Source organism: Cryobacterium zongtaii, from assembly GCF_002909375.1.
Classification (GTDB): Bacteria; Actinomycetota; Actinomycetes; order Actinomycetales; family Microbacteriaceae; genus Cryobacterium; species Cryobacterium zongtaii.
In genome coordinates this window covers 1-21,443 of the sequence record NZ_PPXD01000008.1, presented here as the reverse complement: position 1 = coordinate 21,443, position 21,443 = coordinate 1, and the positions used below count along the sequence as shown (strand labels likewise).

General features: G+C 68.5%; 18 protein-coding genes and 1 pseudogene. 14 read left to right on the top strand and 5 right to left on the bottom strand.

Going from position 1 to position 21,443, the window contains the following annotated elements:
* The first annotated feature begins 59 nt into the window (after positions 1–59).
* From C3B61_RS07355 to dnaB, 6 genes and pseudogenes are all read left to right on the top strand, one after another.
* Positions 60–1,490 (top strand): CCA tRNA nucleotidyltransferase, encoded by a 1,431-nt coding sequence (locus C3B61_RS07355; protein WP_103460056.1) that lies wholly within the window; start codon positions 60–62, stop codon positions 1,488–1,490.
* A gap of 483 nt (positions 1,491–1,973) precedes the next feature.
* Positions 1,974–2,342 (top strand): annotated as a pseudogene (gene rpsF / locus C3B61_RS07350) (30S ribosomal protein S6); the annotation flags it as partial.
* Positions 2,343–2,483: 141 nt separating this feature from the next.
* The gene (locus C3B61_RS07345; protein WP_088457765.1) at positions 2,484–2,993 is read left to right on the top strand and encodes a single-stranded DNA-binding protein; all 510 of its coding nucleotides are present in this window, start codon (positions 2,484–2,486) and stop codon (positions 2,991–2,993) included.
* A 54-nt stretch (positions 2,994–3,047) separates the two neighbouring features.
* Positions 3,048–3,311 (top strand): 30S ribosomal protein S18, encoded by a 264-nt coding sequence (gene rpsR, locus C3B61_RS07340; protein WP_035835236.1) that lies wholly within the window; start codon positions 3,048–3,050, stop codon positions 3,309–3,311.
* Between the two features lie 11 nt (positions 3,312–3,322).
* Positions 3,323–3,772, top strand: coding sequence for a 50S ribosomal protein L9 (gene rplI, locus C3B61_RS07335; protein WP_088457764.1), 450 nt, complete (start codon positions 3,323–3,325; stop codon positions 3,770–3,772).
* A gap of 444 nt (positions 3,773–4,216) precedes the next feature.
* The gene (gene dnaB / locus C3B61_RS07330; RefSeq protein ID WP_088457763.1) at positions 4,217–5,623 is read left to right on the top strand and encodes a replicative DNA helicase; all 1,407 of its coding nucleotides are present in this window, start codon (positions 4,217–4,219) and stop codon (positions 5,621–5,623) included.
* A gap of 31 nt (positions 5,624–5,654) precedes the next feature.
* Here dnaB and hrpB read toward each other — a convergent pair whose 3' ends face one another.
* A complete protein-coding gene (hrpB, locus tag C3B61_RS07325; protein ID WP_103460055.1) occupies positions 5,655–8,213 on the bottom strand; it encodes an ATP-dependent helicase HrpB in 2,559 nt (852 codons plus the stop codon).
* A gap of 206 nt (positions 8,214–8,419) precedes the next feature.
* On the bottom strand, positions 8,420–10,426 hold the full coding sequence (locus C3B61_RS07320) for a BCCT family transporter (RefSeq protein WP_244285866.1): 2,007 nt from the start codon (positions 10,424–10,426) through the stop codon (positions 8,420–8,422).
* Positions 10,427–10,753: 327 nt separating this feature from the next.
* On the opposite strand from C3B61_RS07320, the gene C3B61_RS07315 reads away from it, so the two are divergent.
* From C3B61_RS07315 to C3B61_RS07305, 3 genes are read left to right on the top strand one after another with little or no spacing between them, the layout of a single operon-like run.
* Complete coding sequence (locus C3B61_RS07315) at positions 10,754–11,899, top strand: NAD(P) transhydrogenase subunit alpha (RefSeq protein ID WP_103460054.1); 1,146 nt, start codon at positions 10,754–10,756, stop codon at positions 11,897–11,899.
* Positions 11,899–12,207: an NAD(P) transhydrogenase subunit alpha part 2 gene (locus tag C3B61_RS07310; protein WP_103460053.1), complete on the top strand. Its 309-nt coding sequence runs from the start codon at positions 11,899–11,901 to the stop codon at positions 12,205–12,207. The genes C3B61_RS07315 and C3B61_RS07310 overlap by 1 nt, the downstream gene beginning before the upstream one ends.
* Positions 12,204–13,577 carry an NAD(P)(+) transhydrogenase (Re/Si-specific) subunit beta gene (locus C3B61_RS07305; protein ID WP_088457758.1) on the top strand — a complete coding sequence of 458 codons (1,374 nt, stop codon included), beginning with the start codon at positions 12,204–12,206 and terminating at the stop codon, positions 13,575–13,577. Before C3B61_RS07310 ends, C3B61_RS07305 begins: the two co-directional genes overlap by 4 nt.
* Before the next feature lie 66 nt (positions 13,578–13,643).
* Here C3B61_RS07305 and C3B61_RS07300 read toward each other — a convergent pair whose 3' ends face one another.
* Positions 13,644–14,429 (bottom strand): HEAT repeat domain-containing protein, encoded by a 786-nt coding sequence (locus C3B61_RS07300; RefSeq protein WP_208858783.1) that lies wholly within the window; start codon positions 14,427–14,429, stop codon positions 13,644–13,646.
* 125 nt (positions 14,430–14,554) lie between these two features.
* Here C3B61_RS07300 and C3B61_RS07295 point away from each other — a divergent pair, with 125 nt between their 5' ends.
* From C3B61_RS07295 to C3B61_RS07285, 3 genes are all read left to right on the top strand, one after another.
* Positions 14,555–15,154, top strand: coding sequence for an HdeD family acid-resistance protein (locus C3B61_RS07295; RefSeq protein WP_174776341.1), 600 nt, complete (start codon positions 14,555–14,557; stop codon positions 15,152–15,154).
* Positions 15,151–15,420 (top strand): hypothetical protein, encoded by a 270-nt coding sequence (locus C3B61_RS07290; protein WP_103460052.1) that lies wholly within the window; start codon positions 15,151–15,153, stop codon positions 15,418–15,420. The genes C3B61_RS07295 and C3B61_RS07290 overlap by 4 nt, the downstream gene beginning before the upstream one ends.
* Before the next feature lie 80 nt (positions 15,421–15,500).
* The gene (locus C3B61_RS07285; RefSeq protein WP_103460051.1) at positions 15,501–18,284 is read left to right on the top strand and encodes a cation-translocating P-type ATPase; all 2,784 of its coding nucleotides are present in this window, start codon (positions 15,501–15,503) and stop codon (positions 18,282–18,284) included.
* Here C3B61_RS07285 and purB read toward each other — a convergent pair.
* Entirely contained in the window at positions 18,272–19,654 is a 1,383-nt protein-coding gene (purB, locus tag C3B61_RS07280) for an adenylosuccinate lyase (protein ID WP_088457754.1), read from the bottom strand. The two genes, C3B61_RS07285 and purB, sit on opposite strands and share 13 nt — an antisense overlap.
* Positions 19,651–20,178, bottom strand: a complete 528-nt coding sequence (locus C3B61_RS07275; protein WP_088457753.1) for a low molecular weight protein-tyrosine-phosphatase — start codon at positions 20,176–20,178, stop codon at positions 19,651–19,653. The genes purB and C3B61_RS07275 overlap by 4 nt, the downstream gene beginning before the upstream one ends.
* A gap of 135 nt (positions 20,179–20,313) precedes the next feature.
* Between C3B61_RS07275 and C3B61_RS07270 the strand changes: the two genes are divergently transcribed.
* The gene (locus C3B61_RS07270; RefSeq protein ID WP_133159761.1) at positions 20,314–20,610 is read left to right on the top strand and encodes a hypothetical protein; all 297 of its coding nucleotides are present in this window, start codon (positions 20,314–20,316) and stop codon (positions 20,608–20,610) included.
* On the top strand, positions 20,607–21,443 hold an 837-nt coding region (locus C3B61_RS07265; protein ID WP_198416832.1), incomplete at its 3' end, for a hypothetical protein. The genes C3B61_RS07270 and C3B61_RS07265, both read left to right, overlap by 4 nt.

The window sequence follows — 21,443 nt, the reverse complement described above, 5'->3', positions numbered from 1 at the left end:
ACCCTCCGCGCCGGCTGGGTGGCGCGCGGGTGGGACGGGCGAGCAACTACCATTGGGGCATGCAGAGCGTCACGGCAGCCCTCGCAAGACTGGGCGACCTGGCTGCGTCCCCCACGGTGTCCCGTTTGGCGAACTCATTCGCCGCGGCCGGTTTTGAACTGGCCCTGGTGGGCGGTCCCGTCCGCGACGCGTTCCTGAACCGGGTCACCAATGACCTCGACTTCACCACCAACGCCACTCCCGACCAGATCCTGACGATCGTCAAGCCGATCGCCGAGGCGCACTGGGACATCGGTCGTGCGTTCGGCACCATCGGCGCCCAGATCGCGGGCGAGAAGGTCGAGATCACCACCTATCGGGCCGACAGCTACGACGGTCAGACCCGCCGCCCCGACGTGGTCTTCGGCAGCAGCCTCGATGATGACCTGCTGCGGCGGGACTTCACCGTGAACGCGCTCGCTCTGCGGCTGCCGCAGCTCACTCTCGTCGACCCGTCTGATGGGATCGACGATCTGCTCAACGGGGTGCTGCGGACGCCCACCGCACCCGAGATCTCGTTTGGCGACGACCCGCTGCGGATGATGCGGGCCGCCCGCTTCACCGCTCAGCTGGGCTTCACCCTCGAGATCGACACCGCGATCGCCATGTCCGCCATGGCCGGGAGCATCAACATCATCTCCGCCGAACGGGTCGGCGATGAGCTCGGCAAGCTGCTGCGCTCGGCGAACCCGCGTGCCGGCATCGAGCTGCTCGTGGAATCCGGCCTGGCCGCGATCGTGCTGCCGGAGATCCCGGACCTGCGCCTGGAGGTCGACGAGCACCATCATCACAAAGACGTCTACCAGCACACCCTGACGGTGCTCGACCAGGCCATCGGTTACGAGCGAACCCGTAAGAACCTTCCCGAACCCGACCTCGTGGTGCGGTTGGCGGCGCTCATGCACGACATCGGCAAGCCGGCCACCCGGCGGCTCGAGTCCGGCGGTGTGGTGAGTTTTTACCACCACGACGTGGTCGGTGCGAAGCTGGCCAAGAAACGGTTGCGTGCGCTGCGCTTCGACAACGACACCATCGCTGCGGTGGGCAAACTCGTGGAACTGCACCTGCGGTTCTTCGGTTACACCGAAGGGGCCTGGACCGACTCCGCCGTGCGCCGGTACGTGCGCGACGCCGGCGACCAGCTCGAGCGGCTGCACATCCTCACCCGAGCCGACGTCACCACCCGCAACCGGCGCAAGGCCGACCGGCTGGGCTTCGCCTACGACGACCTCGAACAGCGCATCCGTGAGCTCGCGGCCCAGGAAGAGATGGACTCGGTTCGGCCCGACCTCGATGGTGAAGAGATCATGGCGATCCTGGGCCTGACGCCGGGCCGTGAGGTGGGCGAGGCCTACCGCTATCTCCTGGAGCAGCGCCTGGACGACGGGCCTCTCGGCACCGAGGAAGCCACCCGCCGTTTGCAGTCCTGGTGGGCGGCCCGCAACGCCTGACCCGCCCGCCGCTGCACCCCCTCGTCGCGTTGCCAACCGGGGCGGGGTAACTCGGGTAGGAGTGCCTGTCCTCCACAGGTTGAATCCGGCCGTGTTCTGCACCGCCCACGCAGCGGTCAGCGCCTGACACGACCACCGGGAGACGCTTCTCGGCATGGACCCTTACGCTTCCACGCTGTCCCAGCTGCGACTCACTCGCGATCAGCTTGACCACGACGCTCGCGCCCGGCCCCGCGAGCACGGACCCGGCGCCACCGAGCACCTGCGCCGCGGCTTCCACGTGTTGCCGGGAGGGTCGGCGGTCCCGGCCGAAGATTTCCGGTGCGGAGGGCATCGGAGGCGATGGTGGCGCAATCGCCGCGGTTCCAGTAGTCTTGGCAGGTTGTCTGTGTGCCGGATTCCCGGCCTCCACGTTCAACACATGCACAACCCTCCTGTTGCAGAAATACTGCAGCCGTTTAGTCCGAAGGAGGTGGGTTAGTCATGCATCAGTACGAATTGATGGTAATCCTCGATCCCGAGATCGATGAGCGCACCGTAGCTCCCAGCCTTGACAAGTTCCTCAACGTTGTTCGCAACGATGGTGGAACCATTGACAAGGTTGACGTTTGGGGTCGCCGCCGTCTCGCATACGAGATCAACAAGAAGGCCGAAGGCATCTATGCCGTCGTCGACTTCACCGCAAACGCCTCAGCAACTGCCGAGCTCGACCGTCAGCTGAAGCTGTCGGAAGCCGTCATGCGCACCAAGGTGCTTCGCGCAGAAGAGGGCATCGCCCAGGTTGCCGTCGCAAGCAAGCTTGCCGCCGAGAAGGCCGCCCGCAAGGCAGCCAACCCGAAGGCTGCTGCTGCTCCGGTCAAGGCCGACGCTCCTGCCGCAGCTCCCGCTGCCAAGGTCGCCGCATCCGCGAAGCCTGCAGCTGCCCCGGCAGCTCCGGTCGCCGTGGACGCTCCTGCCGAGGCAGACGCCGACAAGGCAAGCGACAAGTAGCCCATGGCCGGCGAGACCGTAATCACCGTGGTGGGCAACCTCACCAGCGATCCGGAACTGCGTTACACGCAGAACGGGCTGGCGGTAGCCAACTTCACCATCGCTTCCACTCCGCGCAATTTCGATCGCGCAACGAGTGAGTGGAAAGATGGCGAGGCACTGTTCCTGCGCGCGAGCGTTTGGCGTGAATTCGCCGAGCACGTGGCCGGTTCATTGACCAAGGGTTCCCGTGTCATCGCTTCCGGGCGTCTCAAGCAGCGTTCGTATGAGACCAAGGAAGGTGAAAAGCGCACGAGCATGGAGCTCGAGATCGACGAAATTGGTCCTTCGCTGCGCTACGCCACCGCCTCCCTCACGCGCGCGCAGTCATCCTCTGCTCCCCGCGGCGGCGCGCCCGTCGCGCAGCAGCAGGGTAACGACGAGCCCTGGGCACCCAGCGCCCCCGCAGCCAACACTGGCGGCGGCGACGTCTGGAACACCCCGGGCAACTTCAGCGACGAGACCCCCTTCTAAGCCGAACCTCACGGTTGACGGCTGCACTCACACGTTTTAGAAAGTTAGGAAATCATGGCTGGAAAGTCGAGCGGCGACCGCCGCAAGCCGCTCCGCGGTGCTAAGGGTGGCAAGAACGCCGCTCCCGCGAAGTCGATCCGGGTTGGTGTCATCGATTACAAAGATGTCCCCACTCTTCGGAAGTTCATCTCAGAGCGTGGAAAGATCCGCGCCCGCCGCATCACCGGCGTCTCCGTCCAGGAGCAGCGCCTGATCGCGCGTGCCGTCAAGAACGCCCGCGAAATGGCCTTGCTGCCCTACGCCGGCTCAGGCCGGTAAGGAGCCCTCACATGTCGAAATTGATTCTGACGCACGAGGTCTCCGGCCTCGGTACCCCCGGTGACATCGTTGATGTCAAGAACGGGTTCGCTCGCAACTACCTTCTCCCCCAGGGCTTCGCTGTTGCGTGGACCCGCGGTGGCGAAAAGCAGATCGAGCAGATCAAGGCCGCCCGCGTAGCCCGCGAGCACGCCACCCTCGAAGAGGCCCAGGCTCTCAAGGCAACCCTTGAGAACACCAAGGTCAAGCTGGTCGTCAAGGCCGGCGCCGGCGGACGCCTGTTCGGCTCCGTCAAGACCACCGACGTAGCCGACGCGGTTGCCGCGGCCGGCCTCGGTGCCATCGACAAGCGCAAGATCGAGCTCAGCCCGATCAAGCTGACCGGTGAGCACACCGCGACGGTTCGTCTGCGCGACGAGGTCAGCGCGACCATCACCCTCCAGGTGGTAGCCGCAAAGTAGTCTCGTTTCATCAGGAGTAGCGGCGGTTTCGAAAGAAGCCGCCGCTACTCCTATTTAATGGCAAGCGCGTAGCCCCCGTTCTTGGCACATTTGTCCCGTGTTTCACACCGCTTTGTGCACAGGTGTCCACCTATTTCATCAACATTCAATCGAGCATTGAAACTAGTTTTTCCACACACATGTGAGTAGTTTTAATGCCTGATCAAACGCAACTTCTAGTTAAATATCCGTGAGTTGTCCACAGCCGAGTGCACAGGTTGTGCACAAGTCGTGCGGCGTTTCGCGCAGATTACTCACAGAGTTATCCACAGGGTGGTTTGGCTGGGCAGACGAGTCTCTCTATGGTGGGCAAGCAGGTATTCGCTCTTGTGCGCCTGCCTACCGGATGATCGCTGTCAGCGGCTCCTGATACACCAGAACCACACCAACACGAGGAGGCTCGGCGTGTCGATAGCTCACCTGGGTTACGCCGATCAACGCGGCTCAGATCAACGCGGCTCCGAGTACCGTGGCAGCTCCGAACCGCGCCACGCCGAACGCACGCCGCCACACGACCTGCTGGCCGAACAGAGCGCCCTGGGCGGCATGATGTTGAGCAAGGATGCCGTCGCCGATGTCGTCGAGACCGTCCGCGCGGCCGATTTCTACGTTCCCAAGCACGAGATCATCTTCGACGCGATCCTCTCGCTCTACGCGCAGGGTGAACCCACCGACGTCATCACCGTCACCGACGAGCTGACCAAGCTCGGCGAGATCTCCCGCGCCGGCGGCGCCGACTACCTGCACACCCTCACCAGCCTGGTGCCCACCGCCGCCAACGCCGGTTTTTATGCCACCATCGTGGCCGAACGGTCCATGCTCCGTAAGCTCGTCGACGCCGGAACCCGGATCGCCCAGATGGGTTACGCGGGGGAGGGCGAGGTCCTCGACCTGGTGAACACCGCGCAGGCCGAGATCTACTCGATCACCGGCAGCACCGAGGTCGAAGACTACGTCCCCCTCACCGACGCCGTCACGGCCGCTATCGAGGACATCGAGGCCGCCAAGCTCAAGGACGGCCAATTCACCGGAGTCCCCACCGGCTTCGCCGACCTCGACGAGCTCACCAACGGCTTCCACGGCGGCCAGCTCATCATCGTCGCCGCCCGACCGGCCCTGGGTAAGTCCACCCTCGCGCTGGACTTCGCGCGGGCCGCCTCGATCCACCACGACATGCCGAGCATCTTCTTCTCGCTCGAAATGGGCCGCAGTGAGATCGCCATGCGTCTGCTCGCCGCCGAGGCCTCCGTGCCCCTGCAGAGCATGCGTAAGGGCAACGTCGAAGCGCGCGACTGGACCACCATCGCCGCCACCCGCGGCCGCATCAACGATGCGCCGCTCTACATCGACGACAGCCCCAATATGACCCTCGTCGAGATCCGCGCCAAGTGCCGACGACTCAAGCAGCGCGTCGGCCTCAAGCTCGTCGTGATCGACTACCTGCAGCTGATGACGTCGGGCAAGAAGGTCGAATCCCGCCAGCAAGAGGTGAGCGAGTTCTCCCGGGCGCTCAAGCTGCTCGCCAAGGAACTGCAGGTCCCCGTGATCGCCCTGTCCCAGCTGAACCGTGGCCCGGAGCAGCGAGCCGACAAGATGCCCGCGATCTCCGACCTTCGCGAGTCCGGCTCGCTCGAGCAGGATGCCGACATGGTGATCCTGCTGCACCGCGAGAGCGCGTACGAAAAGGACAACCCGCGCGCGGGCGAGGCCGACCTGATCGTGGCCAAGCACCGTAACGGCCCCACCCGCACCGTCACCGTGGCCTTCCACGGCCACTACTCCCGCTTCGCAGACATGGTGCCCGGCGCATAGCGCTCAGCTGACCGCAGGGTGTGTCGCGGCCCTAGCCCAGGGCAGCGCGGCGCGTGGTGTGCCGGGTGGGTACGGCGGACCAGGGGTCCTCCGGCCAAGGGTGCTTCGGGTAGCGTCCGCGCATCTCCGCTCGCACCTGCGAGTACGGACCTGCCCAGAAGGATGCGAGGTCGTCGGTCACGGCAAGGGGATGCCCGGCGGGGGAAAGCAAGTGGAACAACACCGGCACTCGTCCTCCGACGATTCGTGGGGTCTCTGCCCATCCGAAGCACTCCTGGAGTTTCACAGCCACAACGGGACGAGCCGACGAATCATCGGCGGGTGGGTAGCTGAGACGGACATGCGAACCGCTGGGAACCCGGAAGCGCTCCGGAACCAGAGCGTCAAGGTCGACCGCGGCGGGCCAGGGCAGGGTACGGCGGAGTGCAGGGGCAAGGTCGATGCGCGCGGCCGGAGTGCCGGCGGCCAGGTCTGACAGCTCGGGGCCGAGCCAGGCATCGAGCGTAGCGAGCAGAACGGTGTCTGAGACATCCGGCCAGGGCGATCCGAGCTCGCGATACAGCAGCGCGAGGCGACGCCGCAGAGCGTCCGCGGCGTCTGACCAGATGAACACTCCGAGGCCGTGCGCTGTGACGGCACGGCGGACGGCATCCCGTCCGCCATCGTCCGCCGGTACGCGCACCGGCAAGGACGAACGAATGATCGCACCGATCCGACGTTCGCGGCGGGCCACGACGCGCCCGTCCACGAACCGTGCTTCGACCCGGTCTGTGCAGAGATGGGGCGCCACCTGCTCCGCCTGGTTCTCGGAGATGACGGCGGCAGAGCGGATGAGTGCTCCGGTTCCTGCGGCCGCTCGTCCCTCTGCCCGAGTGACGTCCGCCACCGCCAACCAGTCGGCACTCGCGAGCTGACCGGTGATCCCGGCACGGGTGCCGGAGGCGAGAAGAAAGGTTGCGCCGTTGGGCGATTGATCGACGCGGCGGGCGATCCACTCGGGAAAGGCGAGCGCGATGATCAGTCCGGTCTGATCAGCGCCTCCTCGCGCCGTGTCAATCGCCCCGGCGAAGCGCTCGAGACGGCGGACATCCTGCTCCCATCGGCGGGCATCCGGGCTTCGTCCAGTGCGCAGCGCGTTGAGAGTGGCCTGGGCGTCTCCGTCGTGAACGCGGAGGTCACCTGTGAGCAGCGCGATGACCTCGGCCGCTGTGCGCCCGCCGACCAGGTCACTCCCGGCGCGCAGTGCGCGGGCGAGGCGCGGAGCTGTCGGGACGCGGGCGAGCGCTCGGCCTTCGTCGGTGGCGCGGCCATCGGCATCGATCGCGCCGAGCCCACGCAGCGCGGCGAGGGCCTCGTCCAGGCTGCCAGACGGGAGCGGATCGAGCAGCCGCAGGCCCACGCCACTTGGGGCGCCCCAGCAGGCGAGGAGCAGGGCTGCATCGGTGAGATCTGCCGCCTGGATCTCAGGGGCGGCGTGCGACGGCGCCGTGGCGAAGGTGCGCTCGTCGACGCAGCGGACCACGACGCCAGGCCCCTGCCGGGTGGCGCGCCCCGAGCGCTGGATGGCGGAGGCCTTGGGCGTCGGGCCGGTGACGAGACCGCTCATGCCGCGCGCAGCATCCCGCTGCGGAGCACGAGACAGGCAGGTGTCGACGACCAGGCGTACGCCGGGCACGGTCAGAGAGGATTCGGCCAGTGACGTCGTGACGATGATCCGTGCCGCAGCATCGGGGCTCCGCCCACTGACCACCGTATCCTGCTCCGCGGCGGGGATCTGGCCGTGCAGTTCCCGCACGTCGAACTCCGCGGCGAGACCACGGATGCGTCCGGCGATCTCGGAGACCTCACGCGCACCCGGCGCGAAGACGAGAGCATCGGCGGCCGGATCGGTGCGCACGAGGGTGCGGTGTGCGGCAACCGCGGTGCTCGCGACGTGGTCGAGGAAAGCCCAGGTGACCCCCCGCTCATCCAGTCGAGGGGTGGGAGAGGGCGCCCAGCGCACCTCGAGCGGATGGGCCGGTGCGCTCTGGGTCACGATCGGGGCCGGGCCCGCATCCGTACCGAGAATTGACGCGAACCTCTCGGCGTCGAGGGTCGCGGACATCGCGATGAGGACGAGGTCGTCGCGCAGCTCGCGGACCTCGCCGAGTAGCCCGATCAGCAGGTCCGTCTCCAAAGCCCGTTCGTGCACTTCGTCGATGATGACCGCATCGATCCCGTCGAGACCAGGGTCATCGAGCAGTCGGCGCAGGAGCACGCCGGCGGTAACGAACTCGATCAGGGTGGATGGACTCACCTGGCGTTCGCCACGGACGGTGTATCCGACGCGAGAGCCGAGAGAGGATCCGTCCAACTGCGCGAGTCGTCGGGCGGCAGCGCGGGCAGCGACCCGGCGTGGCTGAGTGACGATCACACGACCCGGAACCCGATCGGCGAGGATGGGCGGCACGAGTGTGGTCTTTCCCGTGCCCGGCGGCGCGCTGACGACCACGGTGCGGCTCCGATCAAGCGCAGCACTCAGATCATCGATCGCCGAGGCGAATGCGAGCCCGCGACCGAGTCTGGACGGATCGAACGAAAGACGGGTCACGTCCTCAGTCTGTCGCGTTTGGGGGGTGTGTGCTCACGTGTCGTAGGTACCGAGCCTCGACTCTGTGCCCACGTGACTTGCCTCAGCGAGCCACTGGCCCGCTTCGGCAACCGTCGATAAAGGCCTGACAGCGGGGATGGCCTCGCCTGTCAGGCCCTTTCGGTGTGCGGCGCATCAGGCCCGGCCGGCCCGGTTCGCCAGACGGCTCACGACGTGCGCGGGTCCTCCGGGTCGGCGTCCGGCGCGAGAGCGGCATCCGGCGTCACGGCGTCGGGTTCGGCGTGGTCTGCCGCCGACGGGTGCGCCGACGACGTGTCCGCAGTGGGCTGCGGGTCCTGAGGCATCAGATCGCCCAGGTCCTGCATCTCTCCGATCTCCTCCGGGGTGAAATCGCCCAGGTCGGGGCGGTCGACCAGAGGGGTCTGGCCGCGCGGTCGGCGTGGCCAGAAAGCACGTCGTTCCCGCGTCTGGATGGAGACGTTGCCGGCGGCATCCGTGATCGCGGCGCTGATGCGGCCGTCCATCTGGTCGCCGAAGTGGTCGTCGAAGTTGTTCTCCAGATGGTTGGTGACGCTCTGGCTGATCCGGCGGGCCATTTCCTCCCGGCGGACCCGGCGTTCGACCTGCACGAGCACCTGGTGTTCGGCCCTGAAGGCCCGATAGGTGGCGATACACATGCCGATCATCACCACGCTCACCGGGATGGCGGTGAGGATGGCGCCGGTCTGCAGCGCGGACAGGCCACCGGCGAGCAGGAGAGCGATCGCGACGACGCCGACCAGGCTGGCCCACAGGATACGGCTCCACTTGGGCGGATCAGTCTCGCCACCGGAGGCGAGTATATCGATCACGAGGGAGCCGGAATCGGCCGAGGTGATGAAGAAGATCGCGACGATCGCGACAGCCAGCACCGCCAGCACCGGCCCGAACGGAAGCGCGGCGAGGAAGTCGAAGAGCACGTTCTCCGGCACGATCCCCACCTCGGGGTCGACCAGGGCCGCGGGGTCCTCCCACACCTGCTTGATAACGCTGCCACCCATCACGGCGAACCAGAGGAACGTGACAAGGGTCGGCACCAGGAGAACGCCGGCGACGAACTCGCGCACGGTGCGGCCACGGGAGATCCGGGCGATGAAGACACCGACGAACGGCGCCCAGGAAATCCACCAGCCCCAGTAGAAGACCGTCCAGCTGCCCTGCCAGTCCAGACCCGCCTGTCCGGTGAAGGCGCTGGCGTCGAAGGTGAGTCCGACGATGTTCTGCAAGTAGCCGCCGAGGGACTCCACGAAGACCCGCAGCAGGTACATCGTGGGGCCGAGCAGCAGGACGGCGACCAGGAAGAGCGCGGCCGCGCCGAGGTTGATGTTCGACAGCCACTTGATGCCCTTGCCGACGCCGCTGACGACGCTGGCGATGGCGATGAGGGTGATGATCACGATCAGGACCACCAGCAGGGTGTTGCTCACGGAATCGACGACGCCCAGGTGGCGCAGCCCCGCAGCGATCTGCTTGACACCGAGCCCGAGCGACGTGGCCACACCGAACAGGGTGCCCACGATCGCGGTGACGTCGATGGCATCGCCGAGGCGACCCTTCACCTTGTCGCCGAGCAGCGGTTCCAGGGCCCAACGGATCGAGACCGGCCGTCCCTTGCGGTGAATGGCATAGGCGAGGGACAGGCCGACCACGGCGTACACCGCCCAGGCGTGGAAGCCCCAGTGCAGGAAGGTCTGGGACATGGCTGCGGCCGCAAGTTCCGGGCGGCTGCCGTGCACGCCCGGCTTGGGCTCCAGGAAGTAGGTGAGCGGCTCGGCGGCACCCCAGAACACCAGGCCGATGCCCATGCCCGCGGCGAAGAGCATCGAGAACCAGGACATCAGCCCGAATTCCGGCTTGTCGTCGTCCTGGCCGAGCTTGATGTCACCGAACCGGCTCAGCCCCATCCACAGTGCGAAGATGACGAAGAAGGCCACCAGCACGAGGTAATACGGCCCGAGGCCGGCCACCACCAGGGTCTGCAATTGCGCGAGGACGGCGCCGGTGCGCACCGGGAAGAAGATGCTGACCAGGACGACGGCCACGATGATGCCCAACGCCGGATAGAAGATCCGCGGGGCCGGCACGTGCACCCCGAAACGTCGGGGCCGGCTGGTCGAGGCGGCTGCTGTTTGCGGGGCTGACGGGGACGGGGCGGCGCTGGGAGCGCCCGCCACGTCGGCAGGTTCAGTGGAGCTGATAACGGACAACCAATCGGGTTGGGGCATCCGTTTAGCCGGGCGCTGCTCGGGTGTGGATGCCGGCGGCAGTGCGGGAAGATCAGGCAATTCGTACGGGGTGGGCGCCACTACGGCGGCCCGGGCAATCCTTCAGCCTACGAGGTCGAGGGTGCTCTTGGCCACCCGGGCAGGGTCTTTCGGCCCTGAAAAACGCCCCGGGCCGGCAAAACCCGACGGTACGCTACGGAGTGAGATCGCCCTGGGACGCGCGAACGACCCCGTTTCGCTCGTCAGGTGGCAGATGCGTCAAAGGAGTGGTTACTCGTGAAGGTTGGCATAGGGCGTGAACGCCGAGAGGGCGAAAAACGCGTCGCAGCAACACCGGAAACGGTGACCCAACTCACCGCGCTGGGTGTCGACGTCACCGTCGAAGCCGGCGCCGGACTGGCATCGGGCTACTCCGACGCCGCCTATGAGAAGGCCGGCGCGCAGCTGGTCGCGGACTTCGACGCCACCGCGTTCGATGTGCTCTGCCACGTGCGTCCGCTGAGTCCCCAGCTGGCCGCCACGCTACCGGCCGGAGTCATCACGGTGGGTCTGGCGTCGCCGGCGTCCGAACTGCCCACGGTGGCAGCCCTGGCCGCCGCACAGGTCACATCGTTCGCGCTCGAACTGGTGCCACGTATCTCCCGGGCCCAGTCGATGGACGCGCTCACCTCGCAGGCCCTGGTCGCCGGCTACCGGGCCGTGCTCGAAGCCACCATCCGGTTCCCCCGGTTCTTCCCGCTCTACATGACCGCGGCCGGCACCATTCCGCCGGCCCGGGCGCTCGTACTCGGCGCCGGCGTCGCCGGACTGCAGGCCATCGGCACCGCCAAGCGCCTCGGCGCCAGGGTCTCCGCCTATGACGTGCGGCCGGCGTCGGCCGACGAGGTCACCTCGATGGGCGGCACCTTCATCACCCTCGACCTGGCCGCCGTCGAAGGCACCGGCGGTTACGCCAGCGAACTGGCCGAGGACCGCGCCGTGCGCCAGCGCGAACTGCTGGCCCCACACGTGGCCAAGGCGGATGTGCTCATCACCACCGCCGCGATCCCCGGCCGGCCGGCCCCGCTGTTGGTGACCCGGGAGATGGTCGCGGCCATGCCCGCCGGTTCCGTGGTCATCGACCTCGCCGCCGAAACCGGCGGCAACGTAGAGGGCGTACTCCCCGGCGTCGACCAGCTGGTGCCCACCGCGGCCGGTGACGGCTTCGTCACCCTCGTCGGCATGCAGGACGCCGCCTCCGCGATGGCCTCCGACGCATCGCGGCTGTACGCCAAGAACGTCGCCAACCTGCTCGCGCTGATGATTCATGACGGCCAGGTCGTACCCGACTTCACCGACGAGGTCATCGCCGGAGCCTGTCTCACCACCGGCGGCGAGGTGCGGCACGCACCGACCGCTGCCGCGCTGGAAGGAAAGAACTGATGGATCCGATCACTCTGCTCACGGTCATCGTGTTGACCGTCTTCGTCGGCTTCGAGGTGGTCTCCAAGGTGTCCAGCACCCTGCACACCCCCCTGATGAGCGGCGCCAACGCCATCCACGGCATCATCCTGATCGGCGCGATCATCGTCGCCGGCCAGCTGGACGACCCGTGGCTGATATTCGTGGCCCTACTCGCCGTCGCCCTCGCCACCGCCAATCTCGTCGGCGGTTTCGTCGTCACCGACCGGATGCTGGGCATGTTCCGCGGCCGGAAGCCCGCCGCCACCCCGAAGGACACCACCAAATGAGCCTCCTGTCCGCCGAGTGGACCGCACTGCTCTACCTGGCCGCGGCCGTCTGCTTCATCCTCGCCCTCAAGGGCCTGAGCTCGCCCCGCACCGCCCGCCGCGGCAATCTGATCGGCGCCGCCGGCGCCACCCTCGCCGTGATCACGGTGTTCCTGTCGGCCAAGCTCGACAACATCCCGCTGATCCTGCTGGCGATCGCGGTGGGATCCGCGATCGCGGCGCCCATCTCCCGTCGGGTGCAGATGACTCAGATGCCCCAACTGGTGGCACTGTTCAACGGCGTCGGCGGCGGCGCCGCGGCGCTGGTCGCGATGCTCGAACTCGGTCACAGTGAAGGCCCCTGGGTGCTCGTGGCGGTGGTCTTCACCATGCTCGTCGGCGCGGTCTCGTTCGCCGGTTCCGCGATCACCGTGGCCAAGCTGCAGGAACTGATCACCACCCGCCCGGTGGTGTTCCCCGGCATGAAGTGGGTCATGACCCTCGCGGTCGTGGCAGCCCTCGTCATCGGCGGGCTCGTCGTGGCGACGGGGTCCACCGGCTGGGCGCTGCTGCTCCTGGTACTCGGCCTGGTCGTCGGCCTGCTGCTCGTGTTGCCCGTCGGCGGCGCCGATGTGCCCATCGTCATCTCGCTGCTCAACGCCTTCACCGGACTCGCGGTCGCGGCATCCGGTGTGGTGCTGGACAACGTGCTGCTCGTGGTCGCCGGCACCCTGGTCGGTGCCAGCGGTACCATCCTCACCCGAGCCATGGCCTCCGCCATGGGGCGCGGCGTCAGCGGCATCATGTTCGGCGCTTTCCGCGGCGGCTCGACCGCCGGCTCCACAACGCAGAGCGACCGCCCGGTGCGCTCCTCGAACCCCGAGGACGTCGCCGTGATGCTCGCCTACGCGCAGCGTGTGGTGATCGTGCCCGGCTACGGCCTGGCCGTGGCCCAGGGTCAGCACACCATCGCCGAGCTCGCCACGACCCTCGAGGCGCGCGGCGTCGACGTGGCCTTCGCGATCCATCCCGTCGCCGGGCGGATGCCCGGACACATGAACGTGCTGCTCGCCGAGGCCAACGTGCCCTACGAGTCGCTCAAAGAGATGGCCGAGGTCAACCCCGAGTTCAAGAACACCGATGTGGTGCTCGTGGTCGGCGCGAACGATGTCGTCAACCCGGCCGCGAAGACCTCGCCGGGCGCGCCGATCTACGGGATGCCGATCCTCGAGGTCGAAGAGGGCCGCCAGATCGTCTTCCTCAAGCGGTCGATGCGCCCGGGCTTCGCCGGCATCGAGAACGAGCTGCTCTTCGACCCGAAGACCACGCTGCTGTTCGGTGACGCCAAGGACTCGCTCACCAAGGTGCTCGGCGCCGTCAACGCCCTCTGAACCGGGCTGCGTCCCTTCGACACTGCAAGGCGGGGCGACTCAGTGCCTCGGAGTACAGAGCGCGGTTCAGCCGAGGGTTCCCCAAAGGTTGCGATCGGCGAGCACCGACCGCAGCCGCGCCTTGGCGTGGTTCGACCGCACGATCCAGCGGGCATCCGGGTCGTCGCTGGCGGTCAGCGCGCGGAAAGCGGTGAGGCCCGCCGCCGGGCTCGCGGCGATCGCCACGCTCCAGCCGTAGCCCAGGGCCTGGCGCAGCACCCGGTGCGCCTCGCGGGCGCGCACAGGGTCGTTCGGGTTCGGTTCGCCGCGAAGCAGCAGGGCCGTGGCCCGGTCGCAGACCCGCAGTGCCAGCGCCTGGGCGTCGTCATCGGCCAACAGCCGTGGCTCACAGATCGCGGCCACGGCGGCGCGCGCCAGCCAGGCGTCCATGGACTCCGACCAGGCCTCCACGACGGCGTGCATCAGGGCCGGGTCGGCGTCCCCGATCAGCTGCAGCGCCCGCGCGGCGCCCTCCCGTACCCGCCAGCGCTCGTCGGCGGCGGCCCGACGAAGCGCCGTGAGGGCAGCGGGCCGCTCGTCGGGGGAGACCGCGAGCCGTCCGAGCCCCTCGGTGCCGCAGAATGCCAGATACTCGTCGGCCGAATCGACCAGGCTCCAGATCAGTTCGGCCGGCGCCGTACCGGCGAACGCATCGGCGAGCGGGAGGTTGGCCCGCGGGCCCGGCAGGCCGGAGCGACCGGTGAGGAAACCGGGCACCTCGGCCGGCGCCCGGGCCAGCAGGTCCGCCAACGAGGCCGCGTCTTCCCTAGGGCTGACCCGCACGCTGCCGGCCGGTACGTTCGAAGTGACCACCGTTGGACCCCCTGTCCCGTCCGACGGTAGTCGCGGATGCCGGCGCCCGCTACGCCCGGGCACCGAACCCGGCCGAATGCGCCGCGTAGACTGGCAGGACTCCCTGCGACGAAAGAGGTGCCCGCGTGGCGCATGCCCCGGCAGCAGCCGTCATCGGTACCCGGTACTGGACCGTGCCCATAACGCGCGCCATCGTGGCCTTCGTGCCGGCGGCCGTGATCACGTTCAACGCCGACCACTCCGCCGGTTTCGGGCTCATCGTGTTCGGCGCCTTCGCGCTGGTCAGCGGCCTGATCACCGGGCTGCTCAGCTGGAAGACCGTCACCGACCCCCGCGACCGCAACATTTTCGCCATCCAGGGCGCGGTCGGTGTGCTCGCCGGCGTGCTCGCGCTGGCCATGCCCGCCGGCGGGCTGGGCTTCTTCCTCTACATCGTCTCGGTGTGGGCTGCGGTCACTGGCGCTCTCGAGCTGTACACGGGCATCCGCGTCCGCGGACGTGGCCAGGTCACCCGCGACTGGCTGGTCGTCGGTTCTCTCACCGCGGTGCTCGCGCTGGTGTTCCTGTTGCTGCCGCCGCACGCCGTCGTCGCGGTCGGGCTGCTCGGCGCCTACCTGGTGATCATCGGCGTCTACCTGGTCATCGCCGGCGTCTCCCTTTCTTCTGCGCACGCGGATGCGCCGCGCGACCTGGCCTCCTCCTCCACAGATTCGGACACCCCGTGACCCAGAACAGCCCACACAAGCCCAGCCGGTCCGAGATCCTCAAGCCCGTCGAGCTGGTCGCCATCTCCGCCGGAATGGGGCTCTTCGTCGGGCTCACCATCCTGCTGGCCACCCGCAACTGGGCGCTGTCGTCGATCGCCCTGGGCATCACCTTCATCGTGGCCTTGGTCGTCATCGCGATGCTCGCGCTGGGTATGAAGCCCGACGCGGCCGAGAAAAGCGACCTCGACGAGCAGAACAAGACCGGCGAGACCCCGGGCCTCTAGCCTCCTCCGCCGCCCGCAGGGTGCTTTAATGGACCCATTGTGGTCCGCTTCCCGGCGTTTCCTCCCCTGACGGGGCAGCCATGACCACAGACGGCTTGGCCGGCCCCGCCCCGGCGAGTCCAGACCGGCCCTATGCCCGCACCGTCGAGGCCGTGTGCGCCGACCTGCACACCAGCCGGCACGGTCTCGACGAGGCCGAGGCCGCCGCACGGCTGGTCCGGTTCGGCCCCAACGCCCTGCCCGTCGTGGCGAAGAAGAACCCGGTGCTTCGCTTCCTCGGCCACTTCAACGACGTGCTCATCTACGTGCTGCTCGGCTCCGCAGTGCTCACGATGGTGTTCGGCGACTGGGTGGACGCGTCGGTGATCCTCGCGGTGGCCGTGATCAACGCGGTGATCGGGTTCCTGCAGGAGGGCCGGGCGGAGAAGGCGCTCGACGGGATCCGCCGGATGCTGTCGCTGAACGCGAAGGCCCGCCGCGGCGGACACTGGGTGAACACCGACGCCGCGACCCTGGTGCCCGGCGACATCGTGCGGGTGAAGTCCGGCGACAAGGTGCCCGCCGACCTGCGTCTGATCGAGGGCACCAATCTCAGGGTCGAGGAGTCCGCGCTGACCGGCGAATCCGTGCCGGCCGGCAAGGACGTCGCCGCCGTCGCGGCGGATGCCGGCGTCGGGGACCGGCACTGCATGCTCTTCTCCGGCACCATCGTGGCGGCGGGCAGCGGCCGGGGCGTGGTGACCGGCACCGGATCGGACACCGAGATCGGCCGCATCCAGACCCTGGTCACCGACACCGAAGCCCTGGCCACCCCGTTGACCCGGCAACTGGATGTCTTCAGCACCCGTATCTCGCTGGGCATCCTCGCCGTGTCCGGGCTGATGCTCGTGATCGGCCGGCTGGTGCACGACCGCGGCTTTGCCGACCTCTTCGCCGCCACCATCGGCTTCGCGGTGGCGGCGGTGCCGGAGGGGCTGCCGGCACTCGTCACCATCACGCTGGCCCTCGGCGTGCGGCAGATGGCCACCCACAACGCCATCGTGCGGAAGCTCACCGCCGTGGAGACCCTCGGGTCGGTGACCACGGTGTGCACCGACAAGACCGGCACCCTCACCCGCAACGAGATGACGGTACGCACCGTGATCACCGGTGCGGCCCGGTACGAGGTGCTGGGGATCGGCTACGAGCCCGACGGCGCGGTCCTCAGGGACGGCCGGCCCGTGACCGTGGCCGACCAGGACGACCTGGCCCGGCTGGTGGAGGTCATGGCCGTCTGCAACGACGCCAGGGTCAGCGCCGACGACGGCGTCTGGCGGGTGGTCGGCGAACCGACCGAGGGGGCGCTCCGCACCCTCGGGCACAAGGCCGGTTTCGACCCGGCGGGCTTCGATCGGCTGGCCGTGATCCCGTTCGAGTCGGCCAACAAGTTCATGGCCACCCTCAACCGGTGGCACGACGAGCCCGCACGCATCCTGGTCAAGGGCGCACCGGCCCGGCTGCTCGAGCGGTGCAGCAGGCAGCTGGATGCCGCGGGGCTGCCGGAACCCCTCGACGAGGCCTTCTGGGAGCAGCAGGTCGACGAGCTCAGCTCCACCGGGCTGCGAGTCCTCGGCGCGGCCGTCGGCGACGCCCCGGCCGACCTGAGCGCCCTGCACCTGGGCGATGTCGAGGACGGCCTGCTGTTCCTCGGCGTGGTCGGCATCGTGGATCCGCCCCGGCCGGAGGCGATCGCGGCGATCGGGATCATGCACGCCGCCGGCATCCGGGTGAAGATGATCACCGGCGACCACCACGGCACGGCCGTCGCGATCGCCAGGGAGATGGGCATCGTGACCGGTGAACCCCGGGTGCTCACCGGTGGCGAGCTGCAGAAACTCTCCCAGGACCGGCTGGCACGGGTGGTGCGCGACGTCGACGTGTTCGCCCGCACCAGCCCTGAGCACAAGTTGCGCATCGTGAAGGCGCTGCAATCGCACGGTGAGGTCGTCGCGATGACCGGTGACGGCGTCAACGACGCCCCGGCACTGCGCCGGGCGGATGTGGGCGTGGCGATGGGCATCAAGGGCACGGAGGCCACCAAGGAGGCCGCCGACATCGTGCTGGCCGACGACAACTTCGCCACCATCCAGAAGGCCGTCGAAGAGGGCCGGCGGATCAGGGACAACCTGCAGAAATCGATCATCTTCATCCTGCCCACCACCGCGGCCCAGTCGCTGGTGGTGCTGCTGGCGGTGCTGTTCGGTTTTGCGCTGCCACTGCAGCCCACCCAGATCCTCTGGGTGAACCTGATCACCGCCGTCACCCTGTCGCTCGCCCTGGCCACCGAACCCGCCGAACCCGGCATCATGCTGCGCCGGCCCCGGCCGGCCGGCGGCGCGGTGCTCGACTCCGAATACCTGGGCAGGCTGCTCTGGGTCTCGGTGCTGATCACGGCCGCGACCATCGGGGTGTTCTTCTACGAGCTGTCGATCGGGTCGCCGCGCGCGGTAGCGCAGACCACCGCCGTGACGATGCTGGTGCTCAGCCAGCTCGTGTTCCTGTTCAACTGCCGGTTCCTGCGCGCGTCGAGCCTCACCCCGGCCGTGCTGCGCGGGAATCGGTCGGTGTGGATCTCGGTAGGCACGATGCTCGTGCTGCAGCTGGTCTTCATTTACACGCCGGTGATGAACGTATGGTTCAGCTCCACACCGATCGGCCTACGCGAGTGGGTGTACACGCTGGGCCTTGCCCTGGTGATCTTCCTGCTCGTCGAAGTCAACAAGCTGATCGGCCGGCGCGGGGCGCGCCGCCGCGCGGACAGTGCGGCGGGATCCCGGGGCGCAGCACCCCGGGATGCCCGGCCGTCGGACGGTCAGCCCAGGTAATCCACCAGCGGGTCGGCCAGGCCCACGTAGCCGGCCGGCGTCAGCTCGAGCAGGCGGGCCTTGGCGGCGTCGCCGATCTCGAGTTCCTGCACGAACGCGACCAGGTCGGCGCGGTTGATCCGCTTGCCGCGGGTGAGTTCCTTGAGCAGCGCATACGGGTCGGCGATGGTGGAGCGCCCGGAGCTGACCTCGGCGCGGATGACCGTCTGGATGGCCTCGCCGAGGATCTCCCAGTTGGTGTCCAGGTCGTGGGCGAGCAGCTCGCGGTCCAGGTCGATCTCGCCCAAGCCCCGCACCAGGTTGTCCAGTGCGAGCAACGAGTGCCCGAAACCGACGCCGATGTTGCGCTGGGTGGTGGAATCGGTCAGGTCGCGCTGCAGCCTGGAGGTGACCAGGGTGGCGGCCAGCGAATCCAGCAGGGCGCTGGAGAGTTCGAGGTTGGCCTCGGCGTTCTCGAACCGGATCGGGTTGATCTTGTGCGGCATGGTCGACGATCCGGTGGCGCCGGCCTGCGGCACCTGACGGAAGTAGCCGATCGAGATGTAGGTCCAGACATCCGTGGCGAGGTTGTGCAGCACCCGGTTGGCGTGCGACACCTTGCCGTACAGCTCGGCCTGCCAGTCGTGCGACTCGATCTGGGTGGTCAGCGGGTTCCAGCCCAGGCCCAGGCCCTCGACGAACTCGCGGGACACCGACGGCCAGTCCACGGCGGGATCCGCGGCGACGTGCGCGGCGAAGGTGCCGGTGGCGCCGCTGAACTTGCCGAGGTACTCGTTGGCCTCGATCTGCTTCTGGATCCGCTCGAGCCTGTAGACGAAGACCGCCAGCTCCTTGCCCATGGTGGTGGGCGTGGCGGGCTGGCCGTGGGTGCGGGCCAGCATGGCGTCGGCACGGTAGTCGCCGGCCAGGGCGCGGAGGGCGCCGATCAGGGCGCGGAACTTGGGCAGCCAGACCTCACGCACGGCGTCGGAGACCGTGAGGGCGTAGGCGAGGTTGTTGATGTCCTCACTGGTGGCGGCGAAGTGGGTCAGTTCGCTGATCGATTCGAGGCCCAGCGGCACCAGGCGGCGGCGCACGAGGTACTCCACGGCCTTGACGTCGTGCCGGGTGACGGCCTCGAGGGCGGCCAGTTCGTCGATCTCGGCCTGACCGAAGTCGGTGACGAGGGCGCGGAGGCCTGACTTCTGGTCGACGGTGAGCGGCGTGGATCCGAACAGGCTGCGGTCGGTGAGGGTGATCAACCACTCCACCTCGACCTTGACCCTGGCCCGGTTCAGTCCGGCCTCAGACAGGTACTCGCCCAGTTCGGTGACGGCGGCTTGATACCGGCCGTCGAGTGGACTGAGGACCTGCGGGGGTAGAGGACTCATCGGACTCCCTGTCTGATTGCGGGTGCGAGCTGCGCGAAGAGCGCAAAATTGGCTCTCTCAATCATGCCTAATACGGAGTCAAACAGCGCATCGTCGGAATAGTAGGGGTCGGGCACGTCCCGCAGAGTGGCCTGATCCCGGTCGAAGCTGAGCAGCAGGCGCACCTTGTTGCGGTCCCGTTCGGTCGGCGCCCAATTGCGCAGGATGCGTTCCTGCGACCTGTCGAGCACCACGACGAGGTCGAGGTCGTCGAACCAGCCCGCGTCGAATTGGCGGGCCCGGTGGTGACTGCCGTCGTAGCCGCGCTTGGCCAACGCCGAGATCGTGCGGGTGTCGGCCTGCTCGCCGACGTGCCAGTCGCCGGTGCCCGCGGAGCTCGTCGTGATGAGCCGACCCAGTCCGGAGCGCGTGACGAGGTCGCGCAGCATCACCTCGGCCATGGGCGACCGGCAGATATTGCCGGTGCAGACGAAAATGATCCGGAATGGCGTCGACTCATCTGGACTGAGCGCCGCGAAATTCATGTGTCCATTGTGTTCCACATTCCCCTCCTCCACATCCGCGGTCCTGGGCAAATTTTCCCCGGGTTGAGCGCGGACCACGCGGCCACGACCGGGCCGGCCCAGGGTGGGCCGCACAGTCTGGACCGAGGAGGCGCGGTGGAATCACTGGGTGGCAGCATCCTGCCGGATGCAGGCAATGGGCCGGATGCCGAGACCCTCGCGCGGCTGCGCGAGCAACGGCGGCTGTTGAGAGGGGTGCGGGACGGTGTGGAGGAATCGGGGCGTCGGCTGGCGGGCCAGGCGTCCGGCGGGGCCTGGCGGTCGCCGGCCCAACGGGCGTACGGCACCCGCCGGGGTGAGTTGGGCCTTGACCTGGCCGGGGTCTGGCGAGCCCTGGACGATGCGCTGTGGGCCGTGGATGAGGCCATCGACCGGCTGAAGGCAGCGCTGTGACCGGCTCGGGCGCTGCGCCCGGGGGACACGACGGGACCCTGACGGTGTCCGGCGGCGGCAGCATCCAGGTCGCCACCGACACCGTGTTCGCCGAGATGGCGGCGCTGCGCCTGGTGCAGCGGGAGGCGGAGCAGTGGCAGTGGCAAATCGGCCGGGTGCGGGCGTTGGGCGTCGGTTCGGCGCCGAGCTGGCAACCGGACGATCTCGGCGCCTGCGTGTTCGGCGCGTCCGTGGCGATAGACGCGATTGCCGCACGGAGCCACGAGCTGGCCGAGGCCCTCGAGCAGGCCGCCGAGGAGTACGGTCGCCTGGAGTCCGGTCTTGACCTGGTGCTGCGGGGTACGGGCGCCTGGATGGCACACACCCTGGGGGTGCTGGCGCCGGTGCTGGTGCTGTCCCTGGCGTCGCCGCTGGCCTACCTGGCCGCCGGCTCGCTGCTGTCCACTGCGGCGCTGGGACGCACCCCGTCGGTGCTGCCGCCGCCGCTCACCGACTGGCTGCGGGAGAATCCGCGGCGGCTCACCGACCCGGGGACGGTCGCAGTGGTCCGGGCGCTCGTGGGCTCGGCCGATGATGCGGTGCTGGGCCGGCTGGGCGTGCCGTACCCGGTGGCCGCGGCACTTGGTGATGCGGGTGCCGGCCTGCTCGGGGCACCGTTTTCGGCAATCGGGCTACTCGTCGCGGCGCGGGCGGCGGGGATGTTGCGCGAGTCGCCCGTGCGGGTGGCACAGGTGGGATCCTCGGCCACCCCGGCGGGCGGGGCCGGGGCCGAACGCCCAGGCCCGGCCGGCGGTGTCGGGGCCGGCCCGCTGGCCCTGCCCCTGCGGGGCCCC